Annotated in this window: 20 protein-coding genes; 6 read left to right on the plus strand and 14 right to left on the minus strand. The window is 64.2% G+C overall.

Annotated elements, in window-relative coordinates; translation table 11 throughout:
* Positions 1-4 precede the first annotated feature (4 nt).
* The gene (hpnO, locus tag CV770_RS10840) at positions 5-1,396 is read right to left on the minus strand and encodes an aminobacteriohopanetriol synthase HpnO (protein WP_091953338.1); all 1,392 of its coding nucleotides are present in this window, start codon (positions 1,394-1,396) and stop codon (positions 5-7) included.
* 141 nt (positions 1,397-1,537) lie between these two features.
* Between hpnO and CV770_RS10845 the strand changes: the two genes are divergently transcribed.
* Positions 1,538-2,176, plus strand: a complete 639-nt coding sequence (locus CV770_RS10845) for a DUF2147 domain-containing protein (protein WP_201759794.1) — start codon at positions 1,538-1,540, stop codon at positions 2,174-2,176.
* Here the strand turns inward: CV770_RS10845 and hpnN are convergent.
* Positions 2,144-4,732 carry a hopanoid transporter HpnN gene (gene hpnN / locus CV770_RS10850; protein ID WP_104462321.1) on the minus strand — a complete coding sequence of 863 codons (2,589 nt, stop codon included), beginning with the start codon at positions 4,730-4,732 and terminating at the stop codon, positions 2,144-2,146. The two genes, CV770_RS10845 and hpnN, sit on opposite strands and share 33 nt — an antisense overlap.
* 462 nt (positions 4,733-5,194) lie before the next feature.
* Here hpnN and ispH point away from each other — a divergent pair, with 462 nt between their 5' ends.
* Together ispH and hpnH are read left to right on the plus strand one after the other, a co-directional pair.
* The gene (gene ispH, locus CV770_RS10855; RefSeq protein WP_104462322.1) at positions 5,195-6,121 is read left to right on the plus strand and encodes a 4-hydroxy-3-methylbut-2-enyl diphosphate reductase; all 927 of its coding nucleotides are present in this window, start codon (positions 5,195-5,197) and stop codon (positions 6,119-6,121) included.
* Positions 6,122-6,158: 37 nt separating this feature from the next.
* On the plus strand, positions 6,159-7,319 hold the full coding sequence (hpnH, locus tag CV770_RS10860; protein ID WP_091953349.1) for an adenosyl-hopene transferase HpnH: 1,161 nt from the start codon (positions 6,159-6,161) through the stop codon (positions 7,317-7,319).
* Positions 7,320-8,563: 1,244 nt separating this feature from the next.
* On the opposite strand, the gene CV770_RS10865 is transcribed toward hpnH, so the two are convergent.
* The 8 genes from CV770_RS10865 to CV770_RS41535 all read right to left on the minus strand — a co-directional run bounded on the left by CV770_RS10865 (position 8,564) and on the right by CV770_RS41535 (position 15,893).
* Entirely contained in the window at positions 8,564-9,088 is a 525-nt protein-coding gene (locus tag CV770_RS10865; RefSeq protein WP_146101268.1) for an SMI1/KNR4 family protein, read from the minus strand.
* Positions 9,089-9,237: 149 nt separating this feature from the next.
* Complete coding sequence (locus tag CV770_RS10870) at positions 9,238-9,558, minus strand: DUF7716 domain-containing protein (protein WP_104462324.1); 321 nt, start codon at positions 9,556-9,558, stop codon at positions 9,238-9,240.
* Positions 9,559-9,703: 145 nt separating this feature from the next.
* Positions 9,704-10,516: a phosphorylase gene (locus tag CV770_RS10875; protein WP_104462325.1), complete on the minus strand. Its 813-nt coding sequence runs from the start codon at positions 10,514-10,516 to the stop codon at positions 9,704-9,706.
* Positions 10,450-12,432 carry a squalene--hopene cyclase gene (shc, locus tag CV770_RS10880; protein ID WP_104462326.1) on the minus strand — a complete coding sequence of 661 codons (1,983 nt, stop codon included), beginning with the start codon at positions 12,430-12,432 and terminating at the stop codon, positions 10,450-10,452. Before shc ends, CV770_RS10875 begins: the two co-directional genes overlap by 67 nt.
* Positions 12,433-12,496: 64 nt before the next feature.
* Positions 12,497-13,753 carry a hydroxysqualene dehydroxylase HpnE gene (gene hpnE / locus CV770_RS10885; RefSeq protein WP_104462327.1) on the minus strand — a complete coding sequence of 419 codons (1,257 nt, stop codon included), beginning with the start codon at positions 13,751-13,753 and terminating at the stop codon, positions 12,497-12,499.
* On the minus strand, positions 13,753-14,592 hold the full coding sequence (gene hpnD / locus CV770_RS10890; protein ID WP_091953365.1) for a presqualene diphosphate synthase HpnD: 840 nt from the start codon (positions 14,590-14,592) through the stop codon (positions 13,753-13,755). Before hpnD ends, hpnE begins: the two co-directional genes overlap by 1 nt.
* Positions 14,582-15,466: a squalene synthase HpnC gene (gene hpnC, locus CV770_RS10895; protein ID WP_104462328.1), complete on the minus strand. Its 885-nt coding sequence runs from the start codon at positions 15,464-15,466 to the stop codon at positions 14,582-14,584. The genes hpnD and hpnC overlap by 11 nt, the downstream gene beginning before the upstream one ends.
* 193 nt (positions 15,467-15,659) lie before the next feature.
* Positions 15,660-15,893, minus strand: a complete 234-nt coding sequence (locus CV770_RS41535; protein WP_028143219.1) for a hypothetical protein — start codon at positions 15,891-15,893, stop codon at positions 15,660-15,662.
* A 460-nt stretch (positions 15,894-16,353) separates the two neighbouring features.
* Here CV770_RS41535 and CV770_RS10910 point away from each other — a divergent pair, with 460 nt between their 5' ends.
* Complete coding sequence (locus tag CV770_RS10910; protein WP_091953368.1) at positions 16,354-16,851, plus strand: hypothetical protein; 498 nt, start codon at positions 16,354-16,356, stop codon at positions 16,849-16,851.
* Positions 16,852-16,944: 93 nt separating this feature from the next.
* Entirely contained in the window at positions 16,945-17,778 is an 834-nt protein-coding gene (locus CV770_RS10915; protein WP_104462329.1) for a hypothetical protein, read from the plus strand.
* A 28-nt stretch (positions 17,779-17,806) separates the two neighbouring features.
* Here the strand turns inward: CV770_RS10915 and CV770_RS10920 are convergent, their stop codons facing one another.
* From CV770_RS10920 to CV770_RS10935, 4 genes are all read right to left on the minus strand, one after another.
* On the minus strand, positions 17,807-20,173 hold the full coding sequence (locus CV770_RS10920; RefSeq protein ID WP_104462330.1) for an efflux RND transporter permease subunit: 2,367 nt from the start codon (positions 20,171-20,173) through the stop codon (positions 17,807-17,809).
* A gap of 207 nt (positions 20,174-20,380) precedes the next feature.
* Entirely contained in the window at positions 20,381-21,166 is a 786-nt protein-coding gene (gene eutC / locus CV770_RS10925; RefSeq protein ID WP_091953374.1) for an ethanolamine ammonia-lyase subunit EutC, read from the minus strand.
* Positions 21,167-21,172: 6 nt separating this feature from the next.
* Entirely contained in the window at positions 21,173-22,759 is a 1,587-nt protein-coding gene (locus CV770_RS10930; protein WP_201759796.1) for a B12-binding domain-containing radical SAM protein, read from the minus strand.
* A gap of 151 nt (positions 22,760-22,910) precedes the next feature.
* Positions 22,911-24,293 (minus strand): ethanolamine ammonia-lyase subunit EutB, encoded by a 1,383-nt coding sequence (locus CV770_RS10935; protein ID WP_104462332.1) that lies wholly within the window; start codon positions 24,291-24,293, stop codon positions 22,911-22,913.
* Between the two features lie 221 nt (positions 24,294-24,514).
* Here CV770_RS10935 and CV770_RS10940 point away from each other — a divergent pair, with 221 nt between their 5' ends.
* The gene (locus CV770_RS10940) at positions 24,515-26,254 is read left to right on the plus strand and encodes a methyl-accepting chemotaxis protein (protein ID WP_104462333.1); all 1,740 of its coding nucleotides are present in this window, start codon (positions 24,515-24,517) and stop codon (positions 26,252-26,254) included.
* Positions 26,255-26,361: the final 107 nt, after the last annotated feature.

The raw sequence follows: 26,361 nt of genomic DNA on the forward strand, positions 1-26,361 counted from the left end.
GGCCTTACGCCGACCGTCGCACCGCGTTGTCCACCAGCGTCTTGCCGAGCGACCAGATCGCGCCGGGGACCTTGTGGCTGCCGGCGATGACGTCGTCGAACGCCTTTTCGATCCAGTTGCAGTCTTCCTCGGTGATGGTGAGCGGCGGCAACAGCTTGATGGTGTGGCTGCCGTGACCGGCGACCTGCGTGAGGATCTTGTGGTCCTTGAACAGCGGCACGGTGATGAGCTGGCAGAACAGGCCCTTGTTGGCTGTCTCCAGCACGTTCCAGGAGGCGCGCAGCCGCAGGGACTTCGGCGGACCGAACTCGATGCCGATCATCAGGCCCTTGCCGCGCACTTCCTTCAGCAGCTCGTAGCCGGGCACCATGCGCGTCAGCGCCAGGCGCAGCTCGGCGCCGCGCTTGGCGGCGGACTCGATCAGCTTCTCGGACTCCATCACGTCGAGCGTCGCTATGCCTGCGGCCATCGCGAGGTCGTTCTTGGAGAAGGTGGAGCCGTGCACCACAGCGCGGTCCATCTGGTTGAATATCTTGTCGAAGATGGCCTTGCGCGTCAGCACCGCGCCAACCGGCACGTGGCCGCCCGACAGCGACTTCGACAGCAGCACCATATCGGGCTCGACGTTCCAATGCTCGACCGCGAGGAAGCGGCCGGTGCGGCCCATGCCGGTCTGGATTTCGTCGGCGACGAACAGCGTGCCGTATTTCTTGCAGAGCGCGGCCGCGCCCGGCAGGAACTCGTCGGTGGGCATGTTGACGCCCTTGCCCTGGATCGGCTCGACCACGAACGCCGCGACTTCACGCGAGGCCAGCGCCTTTTCCAGCGCGGCCAGATCGTTGAACGGGATCGAGGTGCAGCCCGGCAGCAGCGGCTCGAAGCCGGTGCGGAAGTTCGAATCACCCGTCAGCGACAGCGCGCCATAGGTCAGGCCATGATAGCCGTGGGCGCAGTAGACGATGCCCGGGCGGCCGGTGGCGCCGCGCGCGAATTTGATCGCGGCTTCGACGCATTCGGCGCCGGAATTGGCGAAGAACGCCTTGTCCAGATAAGGGACATATTTCAGCAGCCGCTCGGCGAGCACGCCGGCGAGCACGGAGACGTCGAACTGGACGAGGTTGGGCAGGTCGGCATCGAGCACGCTCTTGAGCGCGTCGCGCATGACCGGATGATTGCGCCCGATCGCAAACACGCCAAAGCCGGACAACAGGTCGAGATAGCGCGCGCCGTCGCGATCGTAGAGATACTGCCCCTGCCCCTTCTGGAAGCCGACATCGTAGCCGATGGTCTTGAGAACCCGAACGAACTGCTCGTTCAGATACCGATTATGCAGGGTGCTGCGCTGGGCCTGACGGTCCGCGAAAAGCTCAGACATGTCTGGATTTGGGCTGTGCATCCGTTACATACTTCGGTTGAGGGCCGTCTCGTCAACTGAAAAGGGACCGTTACTGAAAACGGTCTGTGCGGCCTTTTGCCCTTTTTCGGACCATCTTCGCAAGCACAGCTTTAGCCCATGTTGCACTGCCAAGGAACTATCATGCGTTTAGCCCTTTACACCGGACTAATACTGGCTGGCGGTTACACCTGCCTGACCCCGGCGCTCGCCGCCGATCCCACCGGCGACTGGCGGGTTGCCGACGGCGTCGCCAACATTCGCGTCGCCCAATGCAATGGCAGCATGTGGGGCGCCGTTTCCTGGGAAAAGCAGCCCGGCGGCCGCGACGAGAACAATCCGGATGCCTCGAAAAAGACCAGACCGACGCTGGGCATGGCGACGCTGATCGACATGAAGAAGAAGCCCGGCGTCGATCAGTGGGAAGGGCAGGTCTACAACGCCAAGGACGGCCAGCTCTATAGCGCGACCATCACGCCGTCCGGCGCCGACCAGCTCGAAATCAAGGGCTGCGTAATGGGCTTCCTCTGCGGCGGCGAGACCTGGACCCGGGTCGGCCCGCCGATCCCCTTGAGCACCGCCAATGCCATGGCCAAGGGCGCGCCCAAGTCCACCGGCGCGGCGCCGAAGGCTCAGGGCACGATGGGCGCGACAGCGGCGCCTGCGCCTGCGGCGGGTGCCCCGAAGAGCGCCACCGCCCCCACAAAGCCGGGTCAGAAAGGTGCCGCCGACCCGGTCGGCGACATCTGCCTACTCCCTGAGATTGCGGGGTTTGCCCATTAGGGCCGGCTGGAACAGCAGCACGGCGGCGAGCGTCGTCACCAACGAGAGTGCCAGCAGCTTGCCCATGCTGGACGTGCCGGGATGGCTGGACAGCCACAGGCTGCCGAACGCGGTCGCCGTCGTCAGTGCGCTGAAAAAGATCGCGCGCGTCAGGCTGGTCTGGAGCAGGTTTGTCCTGCCCGAGCGCCATGCCACGACATAGTAGATCTTGAAGGCGACGCCGACGCCGAGCAGCAGCGGGAACGCGACGATGTTGGCGAAGTTGAGCGGCAGGCCGATCAACACGCAGATCTCGAGCGTCACCGCGCCGGCAACCAGGAGCGGCACCAGCGTCATCAGCACGTCGACGAAGCGGCGTAGCGTGATCCACAGCAAGAGGCCGATCACCAGCAGCGCGTAGATGCCGGCGTGAATGAACGCCCGCACCACGGTGTCACCTGATTTCAGGATCGAGACCGGCCCGCCGATCGCGGTCGGCTCGGCAACGAGCACCGCCGCCGCAAATTTGCGCAGCGTGTCGTTGTCGTTGGGATCGCCCTTGGGCAGCGCCTCGACGCGGATGATGCCGTCCTTGCTCTTCCAGGCGCTGACGAGATCGGGCGGCAGTGAGCTCAGGGTGACGGGCCCGGCCTGCATCGCGTTCCTGAGCTGGTCAAACACGATCTTCATCGGCGTGACGAACACGTCCTGCGCCTTGTTGCGCGTGGCCTCCTCGCCATTGGCGAGCTTTTCGAGCGCGTCTGCCAGACGGCGCGAGGCGATCGAGCCCGGCCCCTTCGCATCGCCCGCGGTCCGGCGCAGATTGTCGACCGAGGATTTCAGCGCCTCGACGTTTTCCTTGTCGGTCGGCGCCGCATCGATCTGATCAGGGTTGAGTGCGGGGTTCAGCACCTTGGCGCCCTGCGCGATCAGCTTCAGCTTCGGCGGCTGATCCTGGGGCACGAAGCTGTTGAGCGACATCACCCGCAGCACCTCGGGGACCTTCTCCAACTTCGCCTCGACCTGCTTCGCCTGCTCCTCGGACGTGGTCATCACGTTGATGGCATTGGCGCCGGTGTTGGGATCCTTGCGCAGGTCGAGGAAGGTCGCGATCGATTCCGCCCTCGGGTTGCGCAGGTTCATCGGGTTGAAGTCGAACTTCATGAAATAGAGCAGCGGCAGGCCGGCGAGCGCCAGCAGCAGCGTGCCGCCCACGACCAGCACGCGGTGCTTCTCCAGAAAGTGATCGAGCGGCGCCAGGAAGGCGTAGCCGACCGGCTCCTTCTCGCCGGGCGGGTTCAGCAGCTTCAGCATGGCCGGCAGAACGGTGATCGAGGAGAGGAACGCCACCAGCATGCCGACGCCGGCGATCTGGCCCAGCTCCGCGATGCCCTTGTAGTCGGTCGGCATGAAGCAGAGGAAGCCGGCCGCGGTCGCCATCGCCGCGAGCGACAGCGGCACCGCCGAGCGCTTCGCCGCCAGCACCAGCGCGCCTGGGAGATCGTTGTGCTTGTAGCGCTCCGAGCGGTAGCGGACGCTGTACTGGATGCCGAAATCGACGCCGAGGCCGACGAAGAGCACCGCGAACGCGATCGACAGCAGATTGAACGATCCGACCATCATCAGGCCGGCGGCGGTCGTCAGCGCGAGGCCGACGAAGAGATTGACGAACACCGCGAAGATGATCTTCGACGAATGCAGCGCCAGCCACAGGATGAGCAACACGACGAGCACCGTGCCGACGCCGTTGACGACGGCGCCTTCCTGGACTGTCGCGTATTCCTCGTTGGCGATCGGCACCGGGCCGGTCAGCCGCACCCGCGCCTGGTATTTGGTCGCAAAATCCAGATCCACTGCGGCCTTGCGGATCGCGTCGGTGGCATCCTTGCCGGGCTCCAGCGCGTTGTAGTCGAGGATCGGCTTGAACTCGATGAAGGCGCGCTTGTCCGAATCCTTCAGCGGCTCGTCGCTGACGAGCTCGCGCCAGGAGAAGCTCGCATTGCCCTTGTTGAGCACGGTCTCGACCGTCTGCGCGATCAAGTTGAAAGGACGCTCGGTGTTGTCGAGCTTGACCTGGCCGCGCTTGACGCCGGCAAGTCCCGTCTCCAGCGCGCCGGTCAGGCCGCGGATCGAGGGATCGCCAGCCATGATCTCGATCAGGGGCGCTGCAGATTCGAATTGGCTGGTGATCTTGCCGACCTCTTCGGTCGGCAGGAACAACAGCCCGTTCTTTTCGAAGAACTCGCCGCTGCCGAGCTGCTGCAGGGACTGAAAGTTGGTCTTGTCGTCCTTCAGCCTGGCATAGAGCGCGTCCGCCGCTGCGCTCGTCATCTCCGGGGTCCGGGCTTCGACCACAGCGAGGATCGTTTCGTTTTGATCGAACGCCTTGTCGAACTGCTGGTCACGCTTGCGCCAATCGAGATTCTGGGAAATCAGCGAATTGATGTCGGTGTTGATGGCGAAGTGGCGCGCAGCGTAATAGCCCGCTCCCACCGACAGCAGGAGCCCGAGAACGACGACGAGGGAGGCAAACCGGGTGCAGGCCCTGACGATGGCAACGACTACGCTTTGCAGCACTTCTTTTCTTTCTGCGGTTAACAGCTTGCCGGAAACGCCCGCTGTTTATCGGAGTTCCCGGGCGAAACCTATTGCTGTTTTGAGAGGCTCTCGCCGCCAGAAGGTTCGAGGTAAACGGCGGCAGACCGTGGCAAAATCAAGCGGGGCGGTGGGTATAGCCGGGGAGTTGAGGCGGGAAAGTGACGAAGGGCTGGTCACTGATGTCGCTGGCTTGCATACACCCACCTCTCTACTATAATACCGTAAAATCGGCCTAGCAGGGAACTCAGGTCCATTCGACCTTTCCTTACCGCCGATTTTTTGCCACAAAGTATTGCGCCTCCATGCGCCGGAGCCCCGACGGGGGTGGGTGGCTACCGCGTGCGCGGACCAATGGTGCGGATATTGCAACGCATTGGTCAGTATCGGGGTGCCGCCGGAACTTACGAAGCGGATTGGTGCAACTTGCGTGATGGGCGTCCAATGGAAGTTTATCTGGCGCAACCGCGCGGCTTCTGCGCGGGCGTGGTGCGTGCGATCGAGATCGTGGAACGGGCGCTGAATAAGTATGGCCCGCCCGTCTACGTGCGCCATGAGATCGTGCACAACAAATACGTGGTCGAGAGCCTGAAGAACAAAGGCGCCATCTTCGTCGAGGAGCTGTCCGAGGTGCCGCCGAAGGCGGTAACGGTCTTCAGCGCTCACGGGGTCGCCCGCAGCGTCGAGGAAGAGGCCGCCGCGCGCGACCTTCCCGTGCTCAATGCCACCTGCCCGCTGGTCACGAAAGTTCACAATCAGGGGAAGCGCTACATCACCAAGGGCCGCACGCTGATCCTGATCGGCCATGCCGGCCACCCCGAGGTCGAGGGCACGATGGGCCAGGTTCCCGCCCCCGTGCTGCTTGTCCAAAGCGTTCAAGAGGTTACGGCCCTGACGCTGCCGGCTGATACGCCAGTGGCCTACATCACCCAGACCACCCTGTCGGTCGACGACACCAAGGATATCATCGCGGCCCTTCAGACCCGCTTTACAGATATTCAAGGTCCGGATATCCGGGATATCTGCTATGCGACACAGAACCGCCAATCTGCGGTAAGGGACTTGAGCAAGCTGGTCGACGTGATCTTGGTGGTGGGCGCTGCCAATAGCTCGAATTCGAACCGGCTTCGCGAAATCGGCACCGAAGCCGGCGTCGCGAGTTATTTGATTGCCGACGGCAGCGAGCTCAATCCGGAGTGGTTGAAAAATGCCAGGACCGTCGGCATCACGGCCGGCGCTTCGGCGCCCGAGGTACTCGTGGATGACGTGATCGAAGCGATGCGGCGAATCGGACCGGTCAAGGTCCAGGTGTTGCCGGGCCGCGAGGAAAACATCGAATTCCGGCTTCCGGCCCAATTGGCTGCGAGCTGACCCACCCGAATTGAAAAGCCCAGAAAGAAACTTTGTAATGGCCATCCCCTTCTTCAAGGAAATGCGTATCGGCGGCTATTTGCTCAAGCAGAAACTGCTTGGCCGCAAGCGCTATCCGCTCGTGCTGATGCTGGAGCCGCTGTTTCGTTGCAACCTCGCCTGCGTCGGCTGCGGCAAGATCGATTATCCGGATGCGATCCTCAACCGCCGCATGACCGCGCAGGAGTGCTGGGACGCGGCCGACGAGTGCGGCGCGCCGATGGTCGCCATTCCCGGCGGCGAGCCGCTGATCCACAAGGAGATCGGCGAGATCGTGCGCGGCCTCGTTGAGCGCAAGAAGTTCGTCTCGCTTTGCACCAACGCGCTGCTGCTCGAGAAGAAGCTCGATCTGTTCGAGCCCTCCCCGTATCTGTTCTTCTCCGTGCATCTCGACGGCCTGAAGGACCATCACGACAAGGCGGTGTCGCAGAAGGGCGTGTTCGACCGCGCCGTCTCCGCGATCAAGGCGGCCAAGGCGCGCGGCTTCACCGTCAACGTCAACGCCACCATCTTCGACGGCCACCCGGCCGAGGAGATCGCGAAGTTCCTGGACCTCACCGTCGAGCTCGGTGTCGGCGTCTCGATGTCGCCCGGCTACGCCTATGAGCGCGCGCCGGACCAGGAGCACTTCCTCAACCGCACCAAGACCAAGAAGCTGTTCCGCGACGTCTTTGCGATGGGCAAGGGCAAGAAGTGGAATTTCATGCATTCCGGCCTGTTCCTGGACTTCCTCGCCGGCAACCAGGAATACGAGTGCACGCCCTGGGGCATGCCCGCGCGCAACATCTTCGGCTGGCAGAAGCCCTGCTACCTGCTCGGTGAAGGCTACGCCAAGACCTTCAAGGAGCTGATGGACACCACCGACTGGGAGACCTACGGCACCGGCAAGTACGAGAAGTGCGCCGACTGTATGGCCCATTGCGGCTACGAGCCGACGGCGGCGACCGCAGCCCTCAATAACCCGCTGAAGGCGATGTGGGTGTCGCTGCGCGGCATCAAGACCTCCGGCCCGATGGCGCCGGAGATCGACATGTCCAAGCAGCGCCCGGCGCAGTACATCTTCTCTGCGGAAGTGCAGAAGCGCCTGTCGGAGATTCGCAAGGACGAGGCCGAGGCCGCGCAGGCGAAGGCCGCACAGAAGGCTTCGACTGCGGCGTAAAGCGGCAATCATATTTACAACCGAGAAAGGCCCGATCGCGAACGCGACCGGGCCTTTGCCTTGTGCGCGGTCAGACGAGCGGCCCGTGTCCCGGACGCGCTGCAGCGCTCTTTGCGCTGCTGCGCAGAGCCGGGACCCAGCAGCCGCGTGCCGTGTCGATGCATGGGCCCCGGCTCTGCAGCGCATCGTCGAAGGGACGCTGCGCTGCGCCCGGGGCACGAGAGGAGATCGAGTCATTCTCTCTCGCCGTCATTGCGAGAGCAGCGAAGCAATCCAGATTGCTTCTGCGGAAAAATTCTGGATTGCTTCGCTGCGCTCGCACTGACGGAGCGTGCGGCACCAGCTTGCTCTTGCCATGCGCTCTTTTCCTCACAGACATACCTGCGCGTTCTCGCGGCTTCTTTCGCCCGAGCTTTGCTGTTCGTGCACGCCCCATGAAAGCCAGAGGGCGCAGGGAAGGCCGGGCGCCGGCGGCACCCGCGGTCCGCGTGCATGGAAAAACGCACACGGGGTGGACTACAGGTGTTGCCGGTCGCCCGGCCTTCCCTGCGCGGATGGTTTTAACGGTGTCCTCCGTGCTCTCCTCGGGGAGCGATGCACTGTTGCCCCCGTCGCGTTGCGGCTGGTCGATGCGCGCGCCCGGTCGGGCCGCCGCATCACCGCAAGGCTTGACGCCAGCCTGCGGGCGTCAGGACCACACGACTTCTCCGTCCGCGGACGGTTTGACCTGATCGCCGAGAGCTAGCGTGTGCTCGCCCCCGACGACGACCAAAACCGCTGTGACCACGCCGTTCGTCCCGCGATGCGCATGACTCGCGGTTGCCCGCCCTGTCATCGCCTCTCGCGCCGGCGCTGCCGCGTCCACCGCACCCCGGCCCGCATCTCGTGACGATCGCGAAGCGCCCCTCTGGGAGGGCCGGGATGACCCGCTATATGCCACAAATCCGAAATTCTGGAAAGTAGAATATTTTTGCGAGAAGGGATTGACGGGGGTTCTGGTGTTTTGCCCGACGGGTCATTTTTACCAGCCGCTTGCCGCCCCTCTCGCCGTCATTCCGGGGCGCGCGCAACGCGAACCCGGAATCATCGCACGGCACCCTGCGTGCCCTAATGGATTTCTTCCTGCAGCGTTTCGAAAACAACCCCATGCACAGCAGCAGCGCGGCTCGGTCGAAGACATCGGTCGCCTCATGCAGGATAAACGATCTCGCGTGCTTGCCTTTTTCTTTTGTTCGCGCGCGGGATCACAAGCTACGGAATGCGGGAGGAGCTTGAAAAATCGAGAGCGGAAATGCCCGACAGCGGATCGATCTTTCGATGACGCCCTCGATGAATTGCGTCAGGCAACATGGAAAATGTTCGTAGTCCGGACTGCGGGCCTCGTTCACGAAAACAGTCCAATCGGCTGCACCGCCACTTGTGAGCCAATGGATGACATCTCCATTGTCCGTGATGCCTATGGGCAATAGCCCGCCTTCGATTGGGTACAGCTCGAACGGGACCTGTTCGCCGAACGTGTCCTGCAAAGCATGCAGCACGTCCAACTGCCGCCTGGACTGCTGCGGCAGATTCAGCCCGGGCCTTGTGGAGAAGGGATTTAGAATCGTCAGGAAGTCTCCGATCACACCACTCCCGTAGGCACCTATGAATTGCTTGAAGTCATTTGGGAGCACCACGCCCATGGCGCCTTCAATTGAAGTCCAGTCGCCTGATGCTTCCAAAGGATGGAGTGGCGGCACCAGTTTGCGCGCGAGTGATTCAAGCGACATCCAATGAATACCCTGGAGGATTAAGAGCCGTCACATCACAGTTGATGCAGCCCCGCGATGGCACCGTATGAGCAGCGTCCGGCGCGGTGCGAACGAAAAAGGCTCACGAACCGCTGAGCTCTCTGCGCTATTTCAGCTCCATAAATGCATCATTCTCGTAAATAGAAAACGAAAGCCGCGAATAGCTCGTCCAGGGTCGCGTCAAGCTTTTGCCGGCGCGCATTGGATACGATGTCTTGCAGGGTCGTTACGGGCATCACCTGCATCAGATCATGTCGTTTTGCGAATTGAGGGATCCCGGCATCTGGCTCATCTTCCAATTCTGGTGGCACCTCGTCGCTTTCCAACGTCGCGGATTCCGAATCTAAACTCCATGTCCTGCCACTCGGAAGATAGACCCACGCACGGGCAGAGCGGTTCATGATCGTTGCGACCACGGCCTGAAAGCTATCTATTTGATCAATATCCATTGCCACCTAACTTTCGTCCGCCGCTCGAAATCTGTCTTCCATCCAGTTGGTCGGGGTGAAGCGAGTTCAGAATCGAGCCACAAAACAGAAAAGGCCCGGACGCCAATGGCGACCGGGCCCTATCTTCATCGATCGAGGAAACCGCTCAGGCCGCCTTCGAGACCAGCGCCTCGCTCTCGACGAGCTCGGTGCCGATCAGGTAGTCGCGGCAGCCGCGCAGTGAGCGCAGCGCGCGGTTGAAGTCGATGCCGGTCGAGACCAGCGCATGCAGCGTCGCCGGATTGCGCACGATGCCGCGCAGGACGGCCGCGAGGTCGATCTGGCCGTTCGGCTTGATCGCGGCACGAGCGAGCGCCGGCAGCGCGCGGTGGGCGGGGTCGCTGATGACGCGAACCGCGGCAAAGGGCAGCCCGGCTTCAGCGGCGTAGGCGGCGGCGATGTGGCTTTCCATGTCGACGGCCGAAGCGCCCGTCTCCGAGTGCAGCGCCGCCTTGCAGGCGCGCTTGGTGACCACTTCCTCGGCACCGGCGAGGCTGCCGCGCACCACGCGGCGACGGCCCGAGGTCAGGCGGTCGATCAATTCGTCGCCGAGCGAGAGCCCTGCGGCCCAACGGGTGTCGCCGTCGAGCACCTCGGTCGCCAGCACGACGTCTCCGGAGCGCAAGCTCGGGTCGAGCCCGCCGGCCACGCCGAACGAGATCACGCCGCGAATCGTCTCCGGATCCACCACCGTCAGCAGCGCCCGCAACTGGGTCGGGCTGCTGGATGAACAAATAACCGCCATTCCGGGCCCGGCTGCGATGCGGGCCTCCTGAACCAGTCCGGTCACGATCAGTATCGGCCGCGGGTCGATGGCATTACCCACGGTAAAATAGTCCCCCGTCCCCAAAGTCACATTCCGACCCCTACCACCCTGCTGTTGGTGTTCCGCAAGTTCCGATACCGCGCCAGTGCCCACAGCGGAAAGAACTTTGGGTAACCATGATACCGCAGATAGAACACGCGGGGGAAGCCTGTGGCGGTGTACCGCTGCTCGTCCCACAGTCCTTTTTCGTTCTGTGTTGCAATCAGGTACTCCACCCCGCGGGCGACGGCCGGGTGATCAACCTCGCCTGCAGCCATCAGGGCAAGCAAGGCCCATGCCGTTTGGGAGGCGGTCGAGGGGGCGGCCTCCCATCCCCGGTAATCGAGGCGGTAGCTGACGGCGTCCTCGCCCCAACCGCCGTCCTCGTTCTGGATCGAGGCCAGCCAGTCCGCGGCCTTCCGAATCATGGGGTCGTCGTGGCGCACCCCGGCCATGTTGAGGGCGCAGAGCACTGACCAGGTTCCATAGATGAAATTCATGCCCCAGCGGCCGTACCAGGAGCCCTCGGGGTGCTGGGTCTTCCGCAAATAGGCAACCCCGTCAGCCACGTGCTTGCTGGTCTTCTCGGTCTCGCCGAGCTGAGCCAGCATCGAGATGCAGCGCGCCGTGACGTCCTCGGTCGGCGGGTCGAGCAGCGCGCCGTGGTCCGAGAACGGGATGTTGTTGAGATAGTATTCGAGATTGTTGACGTCGAAGGCAGCCCAGCCGCCATCGTCGCTCTGCATGCCCTCGATCCACTCCCGGCCGCGGTCGATCGCAACGTCGTAGCCGGTCGCACCGTGCTCCCGGCGCATGCGGTCCATCGACATCACCACCACAGCGGTGTCGTCGAGATCGGGATAATGAGCATTGTTGTATTGGAAGGCCCAGCCGCCCGGACGCACGTCGGGCCGCTTCGCGGCCCAGTCGCCCTTCACCTCGAGCTCCTGCTTCGGGATCAGCCAGTCGAGGCCCTGCTTGGCCGCCGGCACCGCCTTGTCGCCGCCGGCTTCCAGCAGCGCATGCGCCGTCAACGTCGTGTCCCACACCGGCGAGACGCAGGGCTGGCAATAGGCCTCGTCGTCTTTGATCACGAGCAGCTTGTCGATGCCCCGGCGTGTGATCGCGCGCGGCGGGAAGTTCTCATCCTTGCCGAGCGCGTCGTACATCATGACGATGTTGGCCATGGGCGGGTAGATCGCGCCCATGCCGTCCTCGCCGTTGAGCCGCTCCTCGGTGAAGGCGAGCGCCGCATCGATGGCGCGCTTGCGCAAGGCCTTCGGGAACATCGGCTCGATCACGCGCAAGACGGCGTCGAGCGAGCGAAACAGCACGAACCAGGCCATGCTCTGGTGCGGCGCCTTCGCGGTCATGCCGATCGAGCGCGGATCCTGCAGGAACAGCTCGTCGATGCCGACGCCCTTCGGGTTCTTCGCACGCGGCTTCAGCGCTGCGAGCACCATCAACGGCACCATCGTGGTGCGCGCCCAGTACGAGATCTTGTTGAGGTGGAACGGCGACCAGAACGGCAGCAGCACGATCTCGATCGGCAGCACCGGCACCGCGCGCCAACTCACCACGCCGTACATCGCAAGCAGGAAGCGCGTGAAGACGTTGCTGTTGATGGCGCCGCCGCGGGCGTGAATGGCCTCGCGCGCACGCACCATGTGCGGAGCGTCGACGGAATCGCCGATCATCTTCAGCGCGAAATAGGCCTTCACGCTGGCGCTCATGTCGAACTCGCCGTCATGCACCAGCGGCCAGCCGCCATGGGCGCCCTGCACGCGGCGCAGATAATTGGCGATCTTGGCTTCGAGCACGGCATCGACCGGCTCGGCGAGATAGTGGCGCAACAGGACGTATTCGGCCGGAATCGTGCAGTCGGCCTCGAGCTCGAACACCCAATGGCCGTCCGCCTGCTGGAAGTCGAGGACGCCCTGCGTCGCCGATGCAATGCTCGATTCCAGGATGCCCGATTGCAAGATGCCCGATTGAAGGGCTTCGCGGCTGGTCGCGTTCACGGAATCCATCTCGCTCGATTGCTCCGATAGTCGATTGAAATTGGCCGGGACGTCCGCCCGTCAGGGCCGCCTTTCAGGATCCTTTGGCGGCGAGAACCAGATCGGCGGCGCGATCACCGGACCGGACCGATCCTTCGATGGTTGCAGGCAATCCCGTAGCAGTCCAATCACCCGCAAGGAACAGGTTTTTCAGCGCAGTGACCGGCCCCGGACGCAGGGCATTCTGCGCCGGCGTCGCCGCAAATGTGGCACGACGCTCGCGCACGATCTGCCAGGGGGGCAACTCGCCGGACACGCCGCCGGCCTTGCAGACGTCGTTCCAGATCGTCTGCGCGAGTTCCTCACGCGGCATGTCGACCAGACGGTCGCTGTTGCTGATGGTGACGGACAACCGGTTCGGGAACGCGAACAGCCACTCCACGACGCCGCCGATCACACCGAGGATCGGCGCCGAAGCCGGCGGCGGTGTGATCCGGAAATGCGCATTTACGATGGCGCGGTATTCGGTCGGCGTCTTCACGCCCGGCAGCAGGCTCGCAGCTGCACGCGGCGGCACCGCCATCACGACGACGTCGCCCTCCCCGATCTGAACGACATCCTCGCCGCCGAAATTCAGCGCACTGGCCTTGCCGTCAGTGCTGGTGAAGGACCGCAGCTCATGGCCGAGCTGAACGGTATGGCCACGATCCTGCAGGAACTTCACGGCGGGCTCGATCAGAACGGCGCTGAGGCCGTCGCGCGCGATGAGGGGACGGCAGGCCTGGCCGCCGGCAAGCAGCGTCTCGCGCACGATGGCGCCGGCAAGCCCGGCCGAGCCCTCGGGCGGATCGACGTTGAGCGCCGCGAGCAGCAGCGGCTGCACCAGACGCTGATAGAGCACGCCTTCGCAAGGAATGGATTTGCCGACCAATGTGTCTTCCGACGCCCAGATCAGCGGCGCCAGTTTCAGATAATCGGTGAGGCCCGTGTCGGGCACGCGGCGGCCTTCGTCGAGCACCCAGGTCGGCAGCCGGCCGGTGCCGAGATCGATCTGCCAGCGCTGCCCGGTCTTGATGTCGACGAAGGGAAACTGCGCGCTGTCAGGGCCGACGAGGCCGGCCTCGCTGCCGATCGAACGTGCATAGGCACGCGCGTGGCTGTTGCCCGACAGCAGCAGATGATTGCCGTTGTCGATGGTGAGATTGGTGGCGCCGTCGAAATAGGAACGGCAACGGCCGCCGGCCTGCTGCGTCGCCTCGTGCACGGCGACCTTGAAGCCGGCATTGGCGAGCCGCACGGCGGCGGAAAGGCCGGAAATCCCGGCGCCGATGATATGAGCTGTCTTTTGCATCAGATGAAAGCGTAACGGAGCAGGATCAGAATACGTGTGACCTTTGACACACGCACCGGCTGGCGCGGCGCGTTGAAGCCGCGCGCAATCAGGAGATCCAGAATGGAATGATAGTATTTCGACATGATCCGCGGCGCGCGCACCGTGCGGCGCTTGTTGCGGTTCATGATCTCGTCCGACTTCTCGAAATGCGCCTTCGCACGCTGCGTCAGCGGCAGGCAGACCTTCGGCAGCGCGCGCTCGGCGATCACGCGGTTCGGATCGTCGGAGGTGATGCCGGCATGCAGCAGCGCCTCGCGCGGCAGATAGAGCCGGCCGAGGCCCGCGTCCTCGTCGATGTCGCGCAGGATGTTGGTGAGCTGAAGCGCGCGGCCCAGATGATAGGCGAGCTGGATGCCGTCCTCTTCCGGCAGGCCGAACACCCGCACCGACAGCCGTCCCACGGCGCTGGCGACGCGATCGCAATACAGATCCAGCGTCGCCATGTCGGGCGCGCGGATGTCCTGCGGCACGTCCATCTCCATGCCGTCGACGATGGCGAGGAAATCCTCGCGCTTGAGGCCGAAGGTCTTCACCGAGCCGACGTAGTCCCTCAGCCGCGGCGGCGGATTGCCCTGATAGAGCGCGTCGATGTCGTTGCGCCATTCCTGAAGCGCGGCGAGCCGCTCCGCGCGCGGGCCGTCGGAATCGGCGATGTCGTCGACCTGGCGGCAGAAGCTGTAGATCTGGAACATCGCTTCGCGCTGGTCATGCGGCAGGATGCGCATCGCGGCGTAGAACGAGCTGCCGGATGCGGTCGAGCCATAATTGGCGCCGGGCGAGGTCGCCTCAAGCGTCATGTGCAGTCCCCGGTCTGGAAATGGCCTTGCGTCCAATTGCGCGGCGGCCGGCCTCACTGAACATTCCGGCAAGGCTGAAGATGAGCAGTTCGAATTTGTTCAGGTGCACCCGCTCGCGCAGAGGATCGCGCACCTTGAGCAGGCGCACGATGCGGTCGGCATAGGCCTGGATCACCGCGACGTCGACGCCGAGACGGAAATCCCGGATCTCCGCAGCGAGCGCCCTGCCCTCGTCGAGCAACGCTTCGTTGCGCACGGCCAGCGCCTGCAGGCAGGCCAGCATCGCCGGTGGCGACTCCGTCAGCCCGAGCTGCTCGACCGAAGCACCGTGTGCGGCCAGTGCATCGCGCGGCAGATAGACGCGGTTGAGCTCGCGAAAATCCTTGCCGCAATCCTGGAGATGATTGTTGATCTGCAAGCCTGCACAGAGCGCATCCGATGCGGCCCAGGTCGAGGTGCTCTCGCCGTGGACATCGAGCATGAAGCGGCCGACCGGCATCGCCGAGTAACGGCAATAGTGGATGACCTCGTCCCAGTTCTCGTAGCGCAGCTTGGTCACGTCCATGCGGAATGCGATGAGCACGTCGAGCGCGTGGCGCGGCGCCATGCCGCGCTCGGCCAGTGCACGGCGCAGGATGACAGCCTCGGCCTGGGTGTCGCCCTTGCCGAGCAGTTCCGCCTCGAGCAGGTCGAGATAAGCGAGCTTCTGGTCGGGCGGCAGGGTCGCGTGATCGGCAATGTCGTCGGCGGTACGGACGAAATTGTAATACGCCAGGATCAGAGCGCGATGACGCGGATGAATGATCCAGGACGCGACGGGAAAATTCTCGTCGCGGTCACCTTTACCGGATCGCAATTCGCTCGCAGAGGTCATCGAGGGCTGGTTTACAATCGTTTGGACAGGAAGGGCTTCTTCGCTCGCGCGGGCTCATGCCGGCGATCCGCCGCGGCCCCCATATAGGGGAATACGGCCGCAAAACCAATCCTGTCTCTCGATGGCTGCCCTTCCGCGGATCGGGCCCGAAAAGGCGGCCCGGAGGCCGCCTTTTGTGGGCCAGTGGCCGAGCTTACTGGTTGTGGGTCTTCAGGACCTGGTCGCAGGCCTGCGAGATCTTGGCCCGGTTCTCCTTGAGACAGGCCAGGATGGTGAAATCGCCCTGGTCGATGACCGGGCGGCAGAACTTCTGCACGTCGCGCGTGCAGGCCTTCTGCTCGGCGTCCGTGCCGCGCCCTGCCTGGGCAAAGGCCGCCGTCGAAAGGGATGCCGACAGCAGGGTGAGAGCGACGAGAAGCTTACGCATTGTATTCCTTCATTCTGACGGCAGAATCGCACCGGACCCGGACTGCACAGGGCGGACGACCGGAACGGATTGATCTGATGGCAAGTCGCCGCGGGAGGTGCGGCCTCAGAGAAGGCACAAGCACTGGCAAATGCGGCCAAATTGGCGCCACGCCCACCAAATCAGGTCTTCCCTGCGCCTTCATTGGCAGATGTAAGAGATTGATACTACGTCATAATTCGGAAGCACTGCGTTTTACTGCATACCTGTTGCAGAGCTGCATCTGTCCGCCGCGCCTTTCCCGCCGGAAACACGCAGAAACAGGGCAAATCGACCGGTCCAGGTCTGGCGAGAGACGTCGTGAACCGCCATCTCTGGCGGCCGGGCTTTGAACCTGACACTGGCTCGGAGCACTAAACTTTCGATGTGGCGAGACGTTATCACGCGTAAGCGGGCGTCGTTCCAAAACGGGATATTTGAGATGAAATTCTTTGGGCGATCTGGACTGGCAATCAAAGCGGCCGGCATCGGGGCGGCGCTGCTCTTCTCGGTTTCGGCAGGCCACGCTCAGTCGTCCGGCCCCTTTGCCGGTTTCGACGGCGCGTGGACCGGCACCGGCACGGTATCGCTGTCCGACGGCTCCACCGAGCGCATTCGCTGCAAGGCCGACTACAAGGTCGCCGGCAGCGGCCTCAATTTGAAGCAGGCTCTGCACTGCGCGTCCGACAGCTACAAGTTCGACCTCACCAGCGACGTGACGAGCCAGGGCGAGCGCATCTCCGGAAATTGGAGCGAGTCCAGCCGCAATATCTTCGGCAATCTCCAGGGCACCGCCGGCGGCGGCCAGATCGACGTGTTCGTCGAGGCCAACGGCTTTGCCGCCAACCTCTCGCTGCGCACCAACGGCACCAAGCAGACGGTGCAGATCAGCTCCAAGGGCGAGATCCGCGGCGTCAACATCACCATGACCAAGAGCTGATTTCGTCCAGCTTGAATGGAATTATTGGCCCCCGGTTCTTGCGAGCCGGGGGCTTTTTGCTGGCATGAACTCACCCGGAACGGACTTGCCAAGATGGACCCGATACGCAGACATCTGCTCAGGGCCGCCGGGCTCTTCGTCGCCACTCGCGCCTTCGCCAATGATCAGCAGGGAGCGAACATGCGGCCTTCGTCCGTGAAGCCGCGTCACGTGCTCTGCTTCCTTGGCAAGAATGAAACCCTGCTGCGACCGCCGAAGGCGGTGGCCGAGACGATCGCCGATTTCGGTTTCGAGATCGACCGCACCCATTCGCAAGCAAAGCCCGATCCGCACATGGAGCGGTCGTTCGGGGTGTGCTGGGACCGCGTCTTCCCGAAGGCATGGTCCGCATCCGACGAAGCGGCCGTGGCCAACCACAAATCAGTCCTCTACGTGCTGGGCCCGCCGATGGCTCAGCAGAAGACGGCCGCCTTTTCGGCCGCCGCCTTGCAGATCGTGGACGAGATGTTCGACGCGGGCGCCGTGGCCGCAAAAGGCGAAAGCGCCGGCATTGCCCACGGCGTCGCGCGGTGGCGAAGTCTCATGGATCAGGCGCGCAAGGGCGCCATAACCAGCCAGGGCCTCAGCATGACCTCCGCCGTCACCAAGGCCTGTCGTCTTGCCTTCGCCAAGCGCCCGCTTGCCGGCGATCGTTACTACGAGACCGTCGGCTATCACCTCGTCGGCCTGCCGGAGGTCCATGTCGCGAAACCGCTCGGCAACGAATGGTCCGCGGTGATGCTGATGGAAGAAATCGCCAACGCCATGGCCGAGCGCGGGATCGATGCAACGTTGCGCGATCGCAAGCTCACGCTGTCGCACGAGCAGGACTACGCCGAGGACAACTTCAAATTCAATCCGTACGGGATCGTCCGGCTCGAGGCGTGAGGCAGGGCAGCCTTCGCTGCCCCGCCGCTCAGATCGCCGGCTTGTCGGTCCCCTGCAGCTTGGCGTGCAGATTGATCAGCCACATCGCCGTCGGCCGCAGGATGAAGAGGTCGGCGACCAGCGCCATCACCATCGAGAAGGCGCTGAGCCAGCCGAACAGCCGGAGCGACGGCAGGTCGGAGAACACGGTGACGACGAGGCCGCAGGCCAGCACCACCGTGGTCAGGATCAGCGCCGGGCCGACCAGCACGGTCGCGCGCTCCACCGCGAGCGCGGAGCCGACGCCCGGCTTGCTCTCGAGCCGGAGGCGGTTGAGGAAGTGGATGGTGGCGCTGAGGCCGAGACCGAACGAGACCGTGAGCGCGACGACGCTGGCGAATTGCAGGCCCTCGCCCATCGCCCACAGCACCGTTCCCGACATCACCACCGGGAAGATGCCCGGCAGGATGCAGGCGAACATCACCACCCAGGAGCGGAAGGCAAGGCCGATGAAGATCGCGACCAGCGCGAATTCGACGGTGAGCCCGCGGTTCAGCTTCTCGATCATGCTGGCCGAGTTGCGCGCGGCGATCGCGGCAAGGCCTGTCACCGCAACCTCGTAGCCCGGATGCTTCTTGCGGACGGCGTCGAGCTCGGCATCGAGCTTGTCGACGATCGGCAGGAGCTGGCTGGAATCCTTGTCCGGCACGCGGCCGGCGACCACGACCGCGTCCTGCTCGGCGTCAATGAAGCGCCGCACCAGATGCTCGGGAATGACGCTGACATATTCCTTCAGCGTCGCGACGTCGGCGCTGCCGGCCTTTTCCGCAAGCCAGCGGCGCAGGGTCTCGACCGACCAGACATTGCCGACACCGGCCGCCTTCTCCACGGTCGCATGCACGTCCGCGATGGTCTGCAGAGTCTCCGGCGAATAGAGCGATTCACCCTTGGGGAACTGGATCAGCACATTGACCGGGTTGGCGCCGGTGAGCTTGGCATCGAGCCGGTTGCTGGCAGCGACGGCCTGACGCTTGTCCGGCACCTGGTCGGCAAGCCGGTAGCGCGGCTCCAGATTGGCGTAGATGACGCCGAGGCCGCCGACGAAGAACACCGCGATCAGGCTGAACAGGCCGGGCCGGCCCACCATGCGCACCGCGATCCAATAGCAGAAATTGCGCAGCGCCTGGACGCCGGCATCCGCGCTCTGGAATTTGACCGCAAACGTCTTCTCGTTGCGCACGAGCAGCACGCCGAACACCGGCACCAGCGACAGCACCGCGACCAGCGCGATGATGGTGGCGGCGAGGCCCGCCTCGCCGAACTTGCGGATCAGGTCCGAGTTGGAGAACTGCAGCGCGATGAAGGAAATGCCGGCGGTGCCGTGCGTCAGCACGCAGGCCGGTCCCACCACCAGCACCGCGTTCTTGAACGCGGTGAACTTGTCCTGGCCCGCGATCAGCCGGTCGCGCGCGGCGAAGGTGAGCTGCATCGAGTCCGAGAAGCTGATGACCATGATGAGCGGCGTCATCACGTTCAGGAACATGTTGAGATTGAAATTGGCCCAGCCGAGCGCGCCGAGCGCCAACAGGATCGCGATCATCGGCGGGAACGCCGCGGCGACCATGAACGAGATCTTGCGGAAGAAGATGATGGCGATGATGCAGCCGGCGAGAATGCCGAGGATGTTGTAGGTCAGCCCGTCACGCTCGACGGCATTGCGGATCTCGAGCTGCATCACCGGCACGCCGGAGAGCTGCACGTTGAGGCCGGTGTCGCTGAGATCCTCCTTCATCAGCGCGCGGATGTCGCCCACGGTCTTGGTCAGCTTGCTGGACGCCACCACCTCCGGATCGAGCGACAGCACGATCAGCGCCAGCGTGCCGTCTTCCGACAACAGCTTGCCGCGGATGATCTCGTTGTTTTTGACGGTCTCGATGAACTTGTCGTAGTCGGCGCCCTCGGGCAGTTCGGCCGGGAACAGCGCCGCCGGCAGCTTGCCCGGCGCCGGCGCCTGGCGTGCCGAGAACAGCGAGACCAGCCCGCGCGTGCCTTCGACCAGTTGCAGATCGGTGACGAAGTCGCGCAGCTTCTCCAGATTGTTCCGGGCCAGCAGGTTCTTGCCCTCGACCACGACGAGGACGTCGAATTCCTCGGCCGGGAACTTCTTCGTGACCTCTTCATATTGGTGGAATTCGCGACTGTCGGAGCGAAACAGCTGCGACAGCGAATCGTCGATCTTGATCCGGTGGATGCCGAACACGGCACCGACGATCAGGACGATCAGGACGATGCAGGAGACGATCGGCGCCCGGACGGCGATCAGCCCAATGCGCTCCAGCCCGAAGGCGATCGAGGACGTAGGTCCCTGCTCGACCTTGTCGACATGAACCTCATTCTCGCTGTGCTTTTCGAGCATGCCTTATCCAGTTCCTAAATCGGCTCGGTCTGAGAGCTTATTGCGCCCCGCGAACGGCTTGAAAACGCCATACAAATGGGAGGCTTGCCCTTTGAAAATGCGCGGAAAATCGCCGCGAGGGGTTTAGCAGGTGAACCGGTCTTTTCGCAAGCAGGCGAAGTGTGGCCAAATCGATCAAGAAGTGGCGATCTGGGCCGGGGATGCCCGTCATTCGGGCAACGCCGTGCCAATTCGACGCGGCGCGCGGTCCGCGCTCTCGTCCTTCAGCGCCACGCCGCTGACCTGCCGGGCCAGCCCCTCGCGAACCAGCCAGGCAATCTTGAAGGCGGCCTCGTCGTAGCTCAACCCAGCGTGGTGGATATTGGACACGCAATTTCGCTCGGCGTCGGTGCGGCCAGGCTTCGGCGCAAAGGTCAGATAAGCGCCGAGGCTATCGGGCGCGGACAGGCCTGGCCGCTCGCCGATCAGCATCAGGGCCATGCGCGCGCCGAGAATGGCGCCGATCTCGTCGCCGAGCGCGACGCGCGCGCCTGAGGCGACGACGACATGGTCGATCGCGACATCATCCCCTTCCGCGAGCAGCGGCAGCAGGCGCCTCGCCAGGGCCACCGCATGGGCGTGGACCGCCGCCGCGGACAGGCCGTCTCCGATCACGAGCGCAAGCCGGCATGGCGCCGAGGCCGCTCGCGCCAAAACCTCGGCCGAGCCGGGGTCGAGCCGTCGTCCCAGATCCGGCCGCCGCAGATAGTCCCTGCGATCGACCGCCTGGCTCCTCACCTCGGTGACGGCAAGGCCTAGCGCGCCGAGATCGGCGACCAGACGCGCTGCATCGAAGGCGGCATGCACGGCATCGCGGGCCCGGGCATGATCGAGCGTGAAATCGAGCAGCGCCTTGGTCGGCACGCTCGCGCCGCTGCGCCCGAGCGCCACGCGCGCGGGCGTGAACGCCCGCAGATCGAGGGTCGGACGGCGCGGCAGGGCCGGATCAGACATGTCGCATCATTCGGCGGGAACGGCGGCCTCGCGCAGCCGGATCGAGTAATTCGAGGCGTTCTGCCTGCCGCTGGAGGCCGCGCGCGCAAAGGTGATGAGGTGGTGCGCGATCAGGGTGCATCCGATCAGGCCTTCGACATCGCCGCGCTTGATGCGCCCCAGCGCGAACTTCCAGAACACGCGCTTGTAGTCGCCGAGCACGCCGACCTTCCAGAAGATGTTGCGCAGCATGACGAGACCACGCCTAATGTTGGCCCAGGTCTTCATCTCGTCCGGGGTCGGCACCTTGAGGCGGTGAACATAAACGTGGTCGCATTGATACTGGAAGCGCGCATAGACCTTCTCGGGCGCATACGCGACCGCCATGGCGTGCTTCCAGGACGCGACGACGTCGTCATAGGGCAGTAGGAAGTCGACGTTGGAATCGCGGCCGTCGTCTTCGACCAGGCGCCCCTCACGCTCCAGCCGGTCCCACAGCGGCGTCTTCGGCAGCGCCTGAAGCAGGTTGATCGTCAGCAGCGGAATCCGGGACTCCTCGACGAAGCCGAGCAGCGCCTCAGACGTATTCGGCTTGTCGGTGTCGAGTCCCATGATGATGCCGGAGACGACCTCCATGCCGTAGGAGTTGATGGTGCGCACGCCCTCCAGGATCGGGACCATCATGTTGTGGTCCTTCTGCATCGCCTTCAGCGCGTCGGGATCGGGCGTCTCGATTCCGCAGAAGATGGTGATGAAATAGGCCTCGCGCATCTTTTCGAGGATCTCGGGCCGCTTGGCGATGTTGAGCGTCGCCTCGCAGGCGAGCCGCACCACGTAGCCGGTCCGCTTCTGCCATTCGATCAGATGCGGCAGCAGGTCCATCGCCGCCTTACGGTTGCCGATGAAATTGTCGTCGACGAAATAGACCGTGTCGGTCATGCCGCATTCGCGCAGGCGGTCGAGCTCGGCGATGATCTGCTCCGGCGACTTGAGTCGCGGGTTGCGGCCGTAGAGGCCGGGGATATCGCAGAACTCGCACTGATAGGGACAGCCGCTGGAATACTGGATACTGCCGAGGAAGTATTTCTTCACGTCGGCAAGCTCGTAGGCCGGGATCGGAAACTCCGTCATCGGCACGCGGTCTTTGGTGGTCAGCACCACCTGGGCCTCGGGACGCGAGGTGTCGCGCGACAGGATCTCGATCAGCCGGTTGGTGGCATCGCCGAGCTCACCGACATGGAGATAGTCGAAGGACGGATAATAGTCGGGACAGGCGCTGACGGAGGGACCGCCGAGCGCGACCGGCAGATTGAATTCATGAGCGCGGCGGCAGATGTCGTTCATCTGCTGGCGCTGGATGTGCATGCCGCTGACGAAGACCGCCTCGGCCCACTCGAACTCTTCCCTGGTCGCGCGACGCAGGTTCTCGTCGACGAATTTGACCTGCCACTCCCGAGGCAGATAGGCCGCGAGCAGCAGCAGCCCCTGCGGCGGCATGAAGGCACGGACACCATCGGTCAGGGGATAGGAATGCTCGAACGTCCCGAACGATGAGGTGTAGCGCGGAAACACGCAGAGAATCCGCCGGGACGTTCCGTTACTTTCAGCTCGCATCAAAGCTCCCCCGCCACGCTCGACCTGGTTGCGGAAATAGCCAGCCAGACACATAGCGTAATGCCGTCGCCGGAATTTCTCAATATTGTGGCACAACCATAATTCGGAGAGGGACCAATGGTTTCCTGAAGGCCTTAGGGAGCTTCCAGCCTCAGGCGATCAGCCGCGAGGCAAAATCGGGCAGCAGGCCTGCATCGCCGGCAAGACGGAAATCGGCGCCCGTAATCCCTGCCTGCACCAGCCAGTCGTCGAATTCCGGCGCGCGGCGCAGACCGAAGACGTCCCGGACATAGAGCGCGTCGTGAAAAGACGTCGACTGGTAGTTCAACATGACGTCGTCGGCGCCGGGGACACCCATGATGAAGGTGACGCCGGCGGCTGCGAGCAGCGTCAGCAGATTGTCCATGTCGTCCTGGTCCGCCTCGGCGTGGTTGGTGTAGCAGATGTCGATCCCGAGCGGCAGGCCGAGCAATTTGCCGCAGAAATGATCCTCCAGCCCGGCGCGGATGATTTCCTTGCCGTCATAGAGATATTCCGGGCCGATGAAGCCGACCACGCTGTTGACCAGCAGCGGGGCAAAGGCGCGGGCGACCGCATAGGCGCGCGCCTCGCAGGTCTGCTGGTCGACGCCGTGATGGGCGCCCGCCGACAGCGCCGAGCCCTGGCCGGTCTCGAAATACATCACGTTCTGCCCGACCGTGCCGCGCCCCTGCGACAACCCGGCCTGCTGCGCCTCCTTCAGGAGCGCAAGGTCGATGCCGAAACTGCGATTGGCGGCCTCGGTGCCGGCGACCGACTGGAAGACGAGGTCGACCGGCACGCCCTGCCCGATCAGCGACAGCGTCGTCGTGACATGGGTCAGCACGCAAGCTTGCGTCGGGATCTTCAGCCGCGTGATGATCTCGTCGAGCAGTCGCAGCAATTGCGCGATGACGGCCGGATCGTCGCTGGCGGGATTGATGCCGATGCAGGCATCGCCGGCACCTAGCAGGATGCCGTCGAGGATCGAGGCGGTGATGCCCCTGGCATCGTCGAACGGATGGTTGGGCTGCAGCCGCGTGCTCATCCGCCCTTTCAGGCCGATGGTGTTGCGGAAGGCGGTGGTGACCTCGCATTTCCGCGCCGCCAGAATCAGATCCTGATTGCGCATCAGCTTCGACACTGCGGCTGCCATCTCCGGCGTGATGCCGCCCGCCAGCTTGCGCAGGATGTCGGGCGTTGCGGCATCCGACAGCAGCCAATCGCGGAAGCCGCCGACCGTCAGGGACGCCACCGGCGCGAAGGCCTTCGCGTCATGGCTGTCGATGACGAGGCGGGTGACCTCGTCGGCCTCGTAGGGGATCACGGCTTCCTGCAGGAATTGGCCGAGCGGGACGTCGGCGAGCGCCATCCGCGCCGCGATCATTTGCTCGGCGGTGTCGGCGGCGATCCCGGCCAGCCGGTCGCCGGAGCGCGGCGGCGTCGCCCTGGCAAGGAGGTCGCGCAGGTCCGCGAAGGTGTGGGTCGTGGCGTCGATTGTATGGCGGTAGACCAAGGGTCTCTCCGGGGTGCGTCGGCCGGTGGCCGACCTAGACTATCCTGAAACTCTACCTTCGGATCAAGACGCTGAAATAACTTGCCTTTCCTACGACCAAGGACGGAGGCAGCCAACGGCCGTGTTAACGCCGCATCCATCTTCGTTCTGCATAGTTTTGCATCAAATTCAAACCACCCCGCTCACCGGCCGCTTCAGGCCATTCCGGGCCCCTAAACACCATGACATCAGACCGATCTGGGAATGCCGCCAAGCTGGCCGGCCGTTTCACGCTTGCCACCAAGCTCTATGCGATCTTCGCGCTGTTCGCGCTGCTGACGGCCGCGATCGCGATGCTGTCCGACTACAACAGCCGCCGCGGCGCCGACCTGACCAGCGCGATCGAGACGGCGAACGCCGCCGCGCTGAACGTCGAGCGCGTCAACTCGCTGGTCTATGCGGTTGTGATGGAATCGCGCGGCGTCTACATGTCGACCGAGCCCGCCGTGGTGAAGAAATACGGCGAGGGCCTGCTCAAGTTCAACGCCCAGATCCTCGATGTCGTGAAGCGCTGGGAGACCATCGTCAAAGCCGACGATGCCGAGCAGTTCGCCACCTTCAAGAAGCGCATCGAGCAGTTCGTCGAGTTCCGCAAGGAGCTGGTGCGCCGCGGCGTCGAGATCAATGCGGCCGCGGGCCGCGAATGGGGCGACAACGATGCCAACCGCACCGTGCGCTCGGCGCTGAACAAGGATCTCGAGGCGCTGTCCAAGGTCTATGCCGAGCGCGCCAAACAGATCGCGCGTGAGACGGAGACCAATCGCACCCTCTCCTTCGTCCTGACGTGCCTGGGCGGCGTGGCGCTGGCCCTGGTCGTGATCGGCATCGTCATCATCGCCCGCTCGGTCGCCCGGCCGCTCGCCGCGATCACCGCGACCATCAAGCAGGTCGCCGACGGCACTGAGGATGTCGTGGTGCCGCACTCCGACCGCGCCGACGAGATCGGCGCACTGGCGCGCGCGATCCAGGTCTTCCAGGACGCCATGGGTCGAAACCGCAACCTCGCCTCGCAGGTCTCGCAGGGCTCCGCCGCGCGCGAGGAGCGCGCGCGCCACATCGAACAATCCGTCGAGGAGTTTCGCGGGGCGATCGGCGCGATCATGCGCGGCCTCAGCGACAACGCCTCTACCATGCGCGAGACCGCGCAGACCATCACGCGCGTCACTGCGGATGCGAACAGCCGCGCCGGCACGGCGGCGAACGCCACCGAGCAGGCCTCGCACAACGTCACGGCGGTGGCGGGCGCGGCCGAGGAACTGTCGGCCTCGGTGGTGGAGATCGGCCGCCAGGTGCGGCAGAGCGCCGGCGCGGTCGAGCAGACCGGCCAGCGCACCGAGAAGTCGATCTCGGAGATCGAGAGCCTGGCCGCGGCGACGCAGCGCATCGACGGCGTGCTCAATCTGATCCAGGCGATCGCCGAGCAGACCAATCTGCTGGCGCTGAACGCGACCATCGAGGCCGCGCGCGCCGGCGACGCCGGCCGCGGCTTTGCCGTGGTCGCTCATGAAGTGAAGGCGCTCGCGGGCCAGACCGCCAAGGCCACCGCCGAGATCAGCGAAAACGTCTCGATGATCCAGGCCTCGACGCGCAACGCGGTCGAGGCGGTGCGCGAGATCGGCGGCGCGGTGCGCGAGATCAACGAGGTCACCTCGGCGATCGCGGGCGCCATCGGCCAGCAGGACGCCGCCACGCGCGAGATCTCGTCCAACGCGCAAAGCGCGGCGCAGGGCAACGAGACGCTGGTCGCCAACATCACCTCGCTGCGCGATGCGATCGGCGAGACCGATACCGCCGCATCCTCGGTGTTGACGGCGGCGGGCAGCCTGACCGAGACGGCAGAAACGCTGTCGCGCGAAGTGGAGAAGTTCTTCCAGAACCTGCGCACAGGGTCGGCGGACGGCCGCATCGCCAAGGCGGGGTAACGGCGCGTCCACCGCTGCAGGGCCTTCGGTGGGGTCGCTCCGACAAAAAACTGAAAAACAACCCCATGCACAGTAGCCGGGGACAGCTGAATCAATGGCTTAGCTGC

This window comes from Bradyrhizobium sp. AC87j1, assembly GCF_002936975.1.
In the GTDB taxonomy this organism is placed as follows: Bacteria; Pseudomonadota; Alphaproteobacteria; order Rhizobiales; family Xanthobacteraceae; genus Bradyrhizobium; species Bradyrhizobium shewense.